Origin of the sequence: Paraburkholderia sp. (assembly GCF_035656215.1) — a bacterium.
Lineage (GTDB): Bacteria > Pseudomonadota > Gammaproteobacteria > Burkholderiales > Burkholderiaceae > Paraburkholderia.
The window spans coordinates 1-8,415 of record NZ_DASRSY010000103.1 but is presented as its reverse complement, the minus strand read 5'-3'; the positions used below and the strand labels follow the sequence as shown (position 1 = coordinate 8,415).

Here is an 8,415-nt window from a genome sequence, read left to right as displayed (position 1 = left end):
GGAAACTCGAAAAGCAGTACTTCGACGTCGATATTTATCCTGGCCACTGAATGGATCACCCAACGGAGCACTGCACCGGTTAGTGACCCACTCGCTGAGTGGACCTCCTGCCCAGCAACAGGTCAGGCAAGCAGCAACACGCAGCACCACGAAACTCGGGGCTCGCCCGCATGGGCTTTCCCAGGGCTTCGTAATACAGTCGCAAGAGATTCAAAACGCAGCCTCAAAAACAGCTTCAAACCCGATTCAGAACAAGAGTCGAAAAGCGCGCTGCAAGACCGGCAACGGTCATGCAGTCATGATTTGCACAGCGGTGCGCTGTGCACCGCAGGAAACGGCGAGCTCAGGCTCGCGGCAAACGCGGTGCAGAGCTGGCCGCGTCTTTCGCGGTGCGTCACAAACGCATTGTCAAGGACCCATATGTTCCTTCAAGGCTACGGCCCGCTGCTTCTTAACGGCACCTGGCAAACCGTCAAACTGGCGGTGTTGTCGCTGGCGTTCGCTTTTGTGCTGGGCCTGCTCGGCGCGGCGGCGAAACTGTCGAAGAATCGCTTGTCCTATAGTGTCGGCACTGTCTACACGACGCTCGTGCGCGGCGTGCCCGACCTGGTGCTGATGCTGCTGCTCTTCTACAGCATCCAGATCTGGCTGAATAACCTGACCGACCTGCTCGGCTGGGATCAGATCGACATCGACCCGTTCGTGGCCGGTGTCGCGGTGCTGGGCTTCATCTACGGCGCGTACTTCACCGAGACTTTCCGCGGCGCGTTCCTCGCGGTGCCGCGCGGCCAGCTCGAAGCGGGCGCGGCCTATGGCATGACCAGCTGGCAGGTGTTCTCGCGGGTGATGTTCCCGCAGATGATGCGCTTCGCGCTGCCCGGCATCGGCAATAACTGGCAGGTGATGGTGAAAGCCACCGCGCTGGTGTCGATCATCGGTCTCGCGGATGTGGTCAAGGCCTCGCAGGATGCGGGCAAGGGCACGCTGCGGTTCTTCTTCTTCACCCTGCTCGCAGGGGCGATCTATCTCGTCATCACCACAGTGTCCAACTTCGTGCTGATGTACCTCGAAAAGCGTTACTCGACCGGCGTACGAAAGGCGGATCTATGATCGAGATCATTCAGGAATACTGGCGCAACTATCTTTATAGCGACGGCTACCGCCTCACCGGCGTCGTGATCACGCTGTGGCTGCTGGTAGTGTCGATCGGACTCGGCTTCTGCCTGTCGATCCCCCTCGCGGTCGCGCGCGTGTCGAAGAAGAAGTGGCTGGCCGGCCTGGTGTGGCTGTATACGTATATCTTTCGCGGCACGCCGCTCTACGTGCAACTGCTGCTCTGCTACACCGGCTTGTATAGCCTCGAAATCATTCGCAATCACGAGCTGACCAACGCGTTCTTCCGCGACGGCATGCATTGCACGCTGCTCGCGTTCACGCTGAACACCTGCGCGTACACCACCGAAATTTTCGCGGGCGCGATCAAGGCCACGCCTTACGGCGAGATCGAAGCGGCGCGCGCGTATGGCATGTCGTCGTTCACGCTGTACCGGCGCGTGATTCTACCGTCCGCGCTGCGCCGCGCGTTGCCGTACTACAGCAATGAAGTGATCCTGATGCTGCACGCCACCACCGTCGCGTTCACCGCGACCGTGCCGGACATTCTCAAGATCGCGCGCGACGTGAACTCGGCCACGTATCAGTCGTTCAATGCGTTCGGCCTCGCCGCCCTGCTCTATCTGTTTATTTCTTTTGCGCTCGTGTGGCTGTTTCGCCGCGCGGAGCGTCACTGGCTCGCTTACCTGCGGCCGCAAGGCAAGTAACTAAAAAAGGGCACTGCGCCCCCAAGCAAGTAAGCCCGCCAAGGATCCCGATGAACACCAGGAAGCAAAAGCTCTTCGTTGACGAGCTTCACAAACAGTACGGCGACAACGAAGTCCTCAAGGGCGTGTCGCTGAAGGCCGACGCCGGCGACGTAATCAGCGTGATCGGCTCGTCCGGTTCGGGTAAGAGCACGATGCTCCGCTGCATCAACTTCCTCGAACAGCCGAACTCCGGGCGCATCTTTGTCGATGGCGAAGAGGTCCGCACGCAGATCGCCAAAAACGGCGCCTTGCGCGTGTCCGATCCGAAGCAGTTGCAGCGCGTGCGCACCAGGCTGTCGATGGTGTTCCAGCACTTCAACCTGTGGTCGCACATGAACGTGCTCGAGAACATCATCGAGGCGCCGGTCAACGTGCTGGGTCTGAAGCGCAAGGAGGCCGAAGAGCGGGCACGTGAGTATCTGGAGAAAGTGGGCCTCGCACCGCGGCTGGAAAAACAGTACCCGTCGCATCTGTCGGGCGGCCAGCAGCAACGCGTGGCAATTGCACGCGCGCTGGCCATGCATCCGGATGTCATGCTGTTCGACGAACCGACTTCCGCACTCGATCCCGAGCTGGTCGGCGAAGTGCTCAAGGTCATGCAGACGCTCGCCGAAGAAGGTCGCACGATGATCGTCGTCACGCATGAAATGGCGTTCGCGCGCAACGTATCGAATCACGTGATGTTCCTGCATCAAGGCCGCGTCGAAGAAGAAGGCCATCCGGACGAGGTCTTCAGGAACACGAAGAGCGAACGGCTCAAGCAGTTCCTTTCCGGCAGCCTTAAATGAGACTGTCGTACAACCTGGTATTTGGGTTGTAGTCAAAGTAGCATTACAAGGCGCTTACGAGCGCCTTTTTTACTTCGCTCACCTGTGCATTCCGGCCGTTCTGGCCTCGAAAATGCCCCTGAACCGGCCTCGAGCCATCCTCCTCCCGCCCTACTCTGCTGCATTTGAAGCGTCAATAGTGGCAATCCTTAACGTTGCTCGTCCCAATCCGTGATTCCCTTACGGCATAAGGGTTTCCCGCCTTTTTTGGGACGTTGCGACGCTTCCCCGTGCATATTCGTATTGCAATTTGGAGACACCGGCCCAGGCCGGTACTAATTTCTTCTCCCACTGAAGTGTATTTTTGATAAATTAGTAACCAGAGTAGCAAAACGAAGTTCATTAAAAGTAGTTTCACTTCAAAGCAACAGAGGAGAACCGGTCGGCGAGGGATCGGCATGACGCAAAGAATAGCCCGTTGAGGCTATCCGTCACGGCAGGAGACCCAATCCACCCGCTAATCTCCCTGGTACCGATTTCTGTTCGGCGCGCTTGCGTCCGAACACCATTCGCAGTACTGGGTTTCACTTTTTGACAGGGTATGGAGGAGAAGATGAAGAAAGCTTTGCTCGCCGCTGCGCTAATGACAGCCGGTGTAGTTGCTCACGCCCAAAGCAGCGTGACGCTGTACGGCCGCCTTGACGCTGGCCTGGAATACATGTCGGGCGTTCCGCAAGGCGTCGGTGCAAATGGTCAGTCAACTGGCAGCACGAACCGTTTCAAAGCAGAAAGCGGTGACTGGGGTACCAGCCTGTGGGGCATGAAGGGCGTTGAGGACATCGGTGGCGGCAACAAGGTCCTGTTCCAGTTGGAAGGCTCCTTCAACACGATGAACGGCACGGGCCCTGGCGGCGGCGGTCTCTTCAATCGTTGGGCAACGGTCGGTCTGTCGAACGATCAGTACGGTACGTTCACGATGGGCCGTATGCTGTTCATCTCGAACGGCGTGTGGGACTTCGACCCGTTCGGTCAATCGAACTGGTCGTCGGCATCGCTGGTGCGTGGCCGCAACTGGCCGCAATCGAGCAACAACTTCGCGTACCAGTCGCCGAAGATCGCGGGCTTTGACTTCTACGGTCAATACGCGCTGTCGAACGCAACGAACTGGAACGGCAACGGCACGACCGCTCAAGGTCGCGAAGCTGGCGCACAGGTCACCTACACGAACTCGCTGTTCCAGGTTCGCGGCCTGTACGACGAAATCCGCAATCCGGCAAACGGTACGCTCTGGGGTGGTGGAGTCGGCGCCAATGGAAATGCGCTGAATACGTCGAACGGCGTGTTCGCGGCATCGCGTGAATACTCAGCGTTGGTCAACGTGTTCCTCGGCCAGTTCAAGATTCAGGGCGCTTACCAGGCAGTCCGTTCGGCAGGTGCAACGGGCGTTCTGCCAGGCCAGCCGACCACCCTCGATCACGAATGGGGCGGCGTGACGTGGCAAGCAACGCCAGCTGCAGCACTGATCGCAGCGGTGTACCACGTCAACGGCAACAACGGCGCGGGCAATGCAACGATCTACACGGTTGGCGGTTCGTACAACCTGTCCAAGCGCACGTTGCTGGATATCCAGCTCGCGACGGCACGCAACAGCAAGAATGCTAACTTTGGCCTGAATGCTGACAACGCCGGCAGGTCCACTGCAACGGACAATCCGCTGCCGGGTCACCAGCAATCGGGTGTGTATGCAGGTATTCAACACTCGTTCTAATCGAACGGTGTGCCCCGAGGGGACTTCCTTCGGGGCGTAGTAACGAGTTCTTCAAGAGAATCTTTTTCACGCTGCTGCGAGAGGCGCGTATCGGTGCGATGTCCGAAAGGGTATCGCACCGTTTTTTATTTGTGCGCGCGGTTTTGCCACTGCCCCGGCGCACCTGATCGGTGCGCGCGTTGTGCGGGTGCCAATACCAGCGCTTTAACTCTCCGTTTTAACAGTGCGAGCCGAGCCGCTCAAACCGCGGCTTCGTTTTCCTCGCCCGTGCGAATCCGGATCACACGCTCCACGTCCGCGACGAAAATCTTGCCGTCACCGATCTTGCCGGTGCGTGCCGCGCCAATGATCGCGTCGATCACCTGATCGCACTGGTTATCCGCAACAACCACTTCGATCTTCACTTTCGGCAGAAAGTCGACCACATACTCTGCACCACGATAGAGCTCAGTGTGACCTTTTTGCCGGCCGAAGCCTTTGACTTCAGTAACGGTCAACCCCGTGAGGCCGACTTCAGCGAGCGCCTCGCGCACTTCGTCGAGTTTGAACGGTTTGATGACTGCAGTGATGCGCTTCATGGCGGACCTCGTCTCGTGACTGGAAGGTTGAAAGGGAAATGGATGATTTTTATTCTACGCTGCGCCGGATGCGTTGCGGCGATCCGGTGGTCCGGCAATCCGGTGGTCCGGCAATCCGGTGGTCCAGCAATCCGGCGCGCGCTTCTCGTCTGCTATGGGGTAAGGCCACAGCAGACGTTCGCTTCTCACTGAACCGGTTCGGTGTAGCACGACGTAATCGGATACCGCCAGTCGCGACCGAACGCGCGATGCGTGACGCGAATGCCGATCGGCGCCTGACGGCGTTTGTACTCGTTGATCTTGATGAGGCGCGTGACGCGTTTGACGTCGTCGACCGCATAGCCGGCCGCAATGATTTCCGCCAGCGAGCGGTCCTCTTCCATGTACATGCGCATGATCGCGTCGAGCACGTCGTACGGCGGCAAGCTGTCCTGATCGGTCTGGTTATCGCGCAGTTCGGCCGACGGCGCGCGCGTCAGAATCCGCTCGGGAATCACGTCCTGCTTATCGAAGGTGGTGGCCTGGTTGCGGTAATGGCACAGCTTGTAGACCAGTGTCTTGGCAATGTCCTTTATCACCGCGAAGCCGCCGGCCATGTCGCCGTAGAGCGTGCAGTAACCCACCGCCATCTCGCTCTTGTTGCCGGTGGTCAGCACGATCGAGCCGAACTTGTTCGACAGCGCCATCAGCAAAGTGCCGCGGATGCGGGCCTGAATGTTTTCTTCGGTGGCGTCTTCGGCGCGGCCCGCGAATTCTTCGGCCAGCGAGCCGCGGAACGCGTCGAACATCGGCGCGATCGCGATTTCGTCGTAACGTACGCCAACGCGACGTGCCATCTCGGCGGCGTCGGTGGTTGAAATGTCCGCGGTATAGCGCGACGGCATCATCACCGCGCGCACGCGATCCGCGCCCAACGCATCGCACGCAACGGCCAGCACCAGCGCCGAATCCACGCCACCCGACAGACCGATCAGCGCGCCCGGGAAACCGTTCTTGTTGATGTAGTCGCGCACACCCATCACGAGCGCGGCATACACCTGCGCTTCGAGCGAGAGCTCCGGCGCGATCGCCGTGGGCACCGGCTTGCTACCGTCGAACTCGACAATCGCGGTGCCTTCCTCGAACTGCGCCATCTTCGCGACCAGTTCGCCCTTTTCATCGAGCACGAACGAGCCGCCGTCGAACACCAGTTCGTCCTGCGCGCCGACCATGTTCACGTAGACCATGGGCAAGCCGGTCTCGCGAATCCGCGCACGCAGAATATCGAAGCGCACCGCTTCCTTGTTCAGGTGATACGGCGAGCCGTTCGGAATCAGCAGCACTTGCGCGCCCGCCGCCTTTGCCATTTGCGCGGCCGACGCATGCCACGCGTCCTCGCAAATCACTACGCCGTACTTCACACCGTCCAGTTCGAACACGAACGGCTTCGGGTCGGAAGCGAAGTAGCGCTTCTCGTCGAACACCTCGGTATTGGGCAAATCCTGCTTGCGATAGGTGCCGACCACTTCCCCGTCGACGATCAGCGAGGCCGCGTTGAAAGTATCGACCGGCGGGACGCCGCGCTGGATCGGCGCGTTTGCATTACCATGGCCGTGCGCCGCGCTGTTCGCCACCGCGTGTGTAACATCCCGCAGCGGATGGCCGACGATCACATGCAAGCCGGCGAAGGGCTTCAGTTGCGTGGCCAGATCGGCGAGCGCTGCCGCACTCGCGGTGTAGAACGCGGGACGCAGCAACAGATCTTCGGGCGGATAGCCGGACAGCGCGAGTTCAGGCGCAATCAGCAGCTTCGCACCATCGTTGTGCGCAGCGCGCGCGGCAGCGACAATCTTCGCGACATTGCCGGCGAAGTCGCCGACGGTGACATTGATTTGAGCAAGAGCGATTCGGGTCTTCATGGCAGGATCGACAGGCAAGCCAGACGGCTTGCGAGTACCGCGGCTGGTTGGCTCGACGGAACGGACAAATCGGATAAACGAACGACGCATCGCACCAAGCCTGCGTCGCTCATTGGGAACAGTCACACAGATTGAACCAGGAACGCTTTGATTATCGCACGGGCATTCTGGCGTCGCCTTCCGAGGTGGATGCCGCTGAATGGAATGCCCTCCTCGCCCAGCAAGCACAACCCACGCCGTTTCTGCGGCACGAGTTTTTGAGCGCGCTGCACGCGACCCGATGCGCGGTCGCCGATACCGGCTGGGCGCCGCAATTCGTCACGCTCACCGACCCACGCACGGACAAGCTCGCGGCCGCCGCGCCCGTGTATCTGAAGGGGCACTCGTACGGCGAATACGTGTTCGATTGGGCCTGGGCCGATGCGTACAAGCGCAACGGTCTGCCGTATTACCCAAAGCTGCTGTGCGCGGTGCCGTTCACGCCGGTGCAAGGCAACCGGCTGTTGTCGGCGGATGCGCATGCCCTCCGGCATTTGGCCGCAACGCTGATGGCGTTCGCCGAGCAGGCCGACGTGTCATCGCTGCACGTGCTGTTTCCAACCGAAACGGAAGGCGCTGCGCTGACCGATATGGGCATGATGCAACGCGAAGGCGTGCAGTTCCACTGGCTGAACGACGGCTATCGCGACTTCGACGATTTCCTCTCCACGCTCGAACAGAAGAAGCGCAAGAACATCCGTGCGGAGCGTCGCAAGGTACAGGAAGCCGGCGTGACGATGCGCCGGATCCGCGGCGAGGATATCCAGGACGCCGACTGGCGATTCTTCAGCAAATGTTATCGGCAAACCTACCGCGAGCACTTTTCGAGCCCATATCTGAACCTCGATTTCTTCCGCATGATCGGCGCGTCGATGCCGGAAAATCTGCTGCTGGTGATCGCCGAATACGAAGGTAAGCCGATCGCCAGCTCGCTCGTGATCTACCAGCGCGACGCGAAAACCGGCGGCACCTTATACGGCCGCTACTGGGGTGCACTCGAACATGTGCCCTGTTTGCACTTCGAAACCGCGTACTATCAGCCGCTCGAATTCTGCATCGAAGAAAAGCTCGGTGCGTTCGAAGGCGGCGCGCAGGGCGAGCACAAGATGGCTCGCGGGTTTTTGCCGACTGTGACGCGCTCGGCGCATTGGCTCGCGCATCCGGCCTTCGCCGATGCGGTCGGCCACTTCCTCGACAACGAAAAGAACAGCATCCACGCGTATGTGGACGAGCTGCGCGAACACAATCCGTTCAAAGGCTAAAAGCGTTCCCATGGCGTGGTTTCTCTATTTGCTCGAATGCTCGGACGGCAGCGTCTACACCGGCATTGCCACCGACGTGCAGGCGCGTTTCGACAAGCACGTGAGCGGCGTGGGCGCGCGTTATACGCGTTCGCGCAAGCCGGTGCGGGTGTTGGTGTCGTTCGAGTTGGCGAACCGTTCGAGTGCGTCGAGTGCGGAGTATTGGGTCAAGCGGTTGTCGCCTTCTGAAAAGCGGGCGCTG

At 60.0% G+C, this 8,415-nt stretch carries 8 protein-coding genes; 6 read left to right on the top strand and 2 right to left on the bottom strand.

Annotated elements, in window-relative coordinates; genetic code table 11:
- The first annotated feature begins 420 nt into the window (after positions 1-420).
- The 4 genes from VFE81_RS05965 to VFE81_RS05950 all read left to right on the top strand — a co-directional run bounded on the left by VFE81_RS05965 (position 421) and on the right by VFE81_RS05950 (position 4,397).
- Positions 421-1,110: a histidine ABC transporter permease HisQ gene (locus tag VFE81_RS05965; protein WP_325043708.1), complete on the top strand. Its 690-nt coding sequence runs from the start codon at positions 421-423 to the stop codon at positions 1,108-1,110.
- Positions 1,107-1,820, top strand: coding sequence for an ABC transporter permease (locus VFE81_RS05960; RefSeq protein WP_325043707.1), 714 nt, complete (start codon positions 1,107-1,109; stop codon positions 1,818-1,820). Before VFE81_RS05965 ends, VFE81_RS05960 begins: the two co-directional genes overlap by 4 nt.
- Before the next feature lie 50 nt (positions 1,821-1,870).
- Complete coding sequence (locus VFE81_RS05955; protein WP_325043706.1) at positions 1,871-2,650, top strand: ABC transporter ATP-binding protein; 780 nt, start codon at positions 1,871-1,873, stop codon at positions 2,648-2,650.
- 592 nt (positions 2,651-3,242) lie between these two features.
- Positions 3,243-4,397 (top strand): porin, encoded by a 1,155-nt coding sequence (locus VFE81_RS05950; protein WP_325043705.1) that lies wholly within the window; start codon positions 3,243-3,245, stop codon positions 4,395-4,397.
- Between the two features lie 239 nt (positions 4,398-4,636).
- Here VFE81_RS05950 and glnK read toward each other — a convergent pair whose 3' ends face one another.
- A complete protein-coding gene (gene glnK, locus VFE81_RS05945) occupies positions 4,637-4,975 on the bottom strand; it encodes a P-II family nitrogen regulator (RefSeq protein WP_006048444.1) in 339 nt (112 codons plus the stop codon).
- Between the two features lie 185 nt (positions 4,976-5,160).
- Positions 5,161-6,873: an NAD+ synthase gene (locus tag VFE81_RS05940; protein WP_325043704.1), complete on the bottom strand. Its 1,713-nt coding sequence runs from the start codon at positions 6,871-6,873 to the stop codon at positions 5,161-5,163.
- A 131-nt stretch (positions 6,874-7,004) separates the two neighbouring features.
- Here VFE81_RS05940 and VFE81_RS05935 point away from each other — a divergent pair, with 131 nt between their 5' ends.
- Together VFE81_RS05935 and VFE81_RS05930 are read left to right on the top strand one after the other, a co-directional pair.
- Positions 7,005-8,174: a GNAT family N-acetyltransferase gene (locus tag VFE81_RS05935; protein WP_325043703.1), complete on the top strand. Its 1,170-nt coding sequence runs from the start codon at positions 7,005-7,007 to the stop codon at positions 8,172-8,174.
- A 10-nt stretch (positions 8,175-8,184) separates the two neighbouring features.
- On the top strand, positions 8,185-8,415 hold a 231-nt coding region (locus VFE81_RS05930; RefSeq protein ID WP_325043702.1), incomplete at its 3' end, for a GIY-YIG nuclease family protein.

Bases quoted from the DNA above. Each gene is read 5' to 3' on its own strand.
- VFE81_RS05965 (WP_325043708.1), top strand. From the start codon at position 421: ATGTTCCTTCAAGGCTACGGCCCGCTGCTTCTTAACGGCACCTGGCAA.
- VFE81_RS05960 (WP_325043707.1), top strand. From the start codon at position 1,107: ATGATCGAGATCATTCAGGAATACTGGCGCAACTATCTTTATAGCGAC.
- VFE81_RS05955 (WP_325043706.1), top strand. From the start codon at position 1,871: ATGAACACCAGGAAGCAAAAGCTCTTCGTTGACGAGCTTCACAAACAG.
- VFE81_RS05950 (WP_325043705.1), top strand. From the start codon at position 3,243: ATGAAGAAAGCTTTGCTCGCCGCTGCGCTAATGACAGCCGGTGTAGTT.
- glnK (WP_006048444.1), bottom strand. From the start codon at position 4,975: ATGAAGCGCATCACTGCAGTCATCAAACCGTTCAAACTCGACGAAGTG.
- VFE81_RS05940 (WP_325043704.1), bottom strand. From the start codon at position 6,873: ATGAAGACCCGAATCGCTCTTGCTCAAATCAATGTCACCGTCGGCGAC.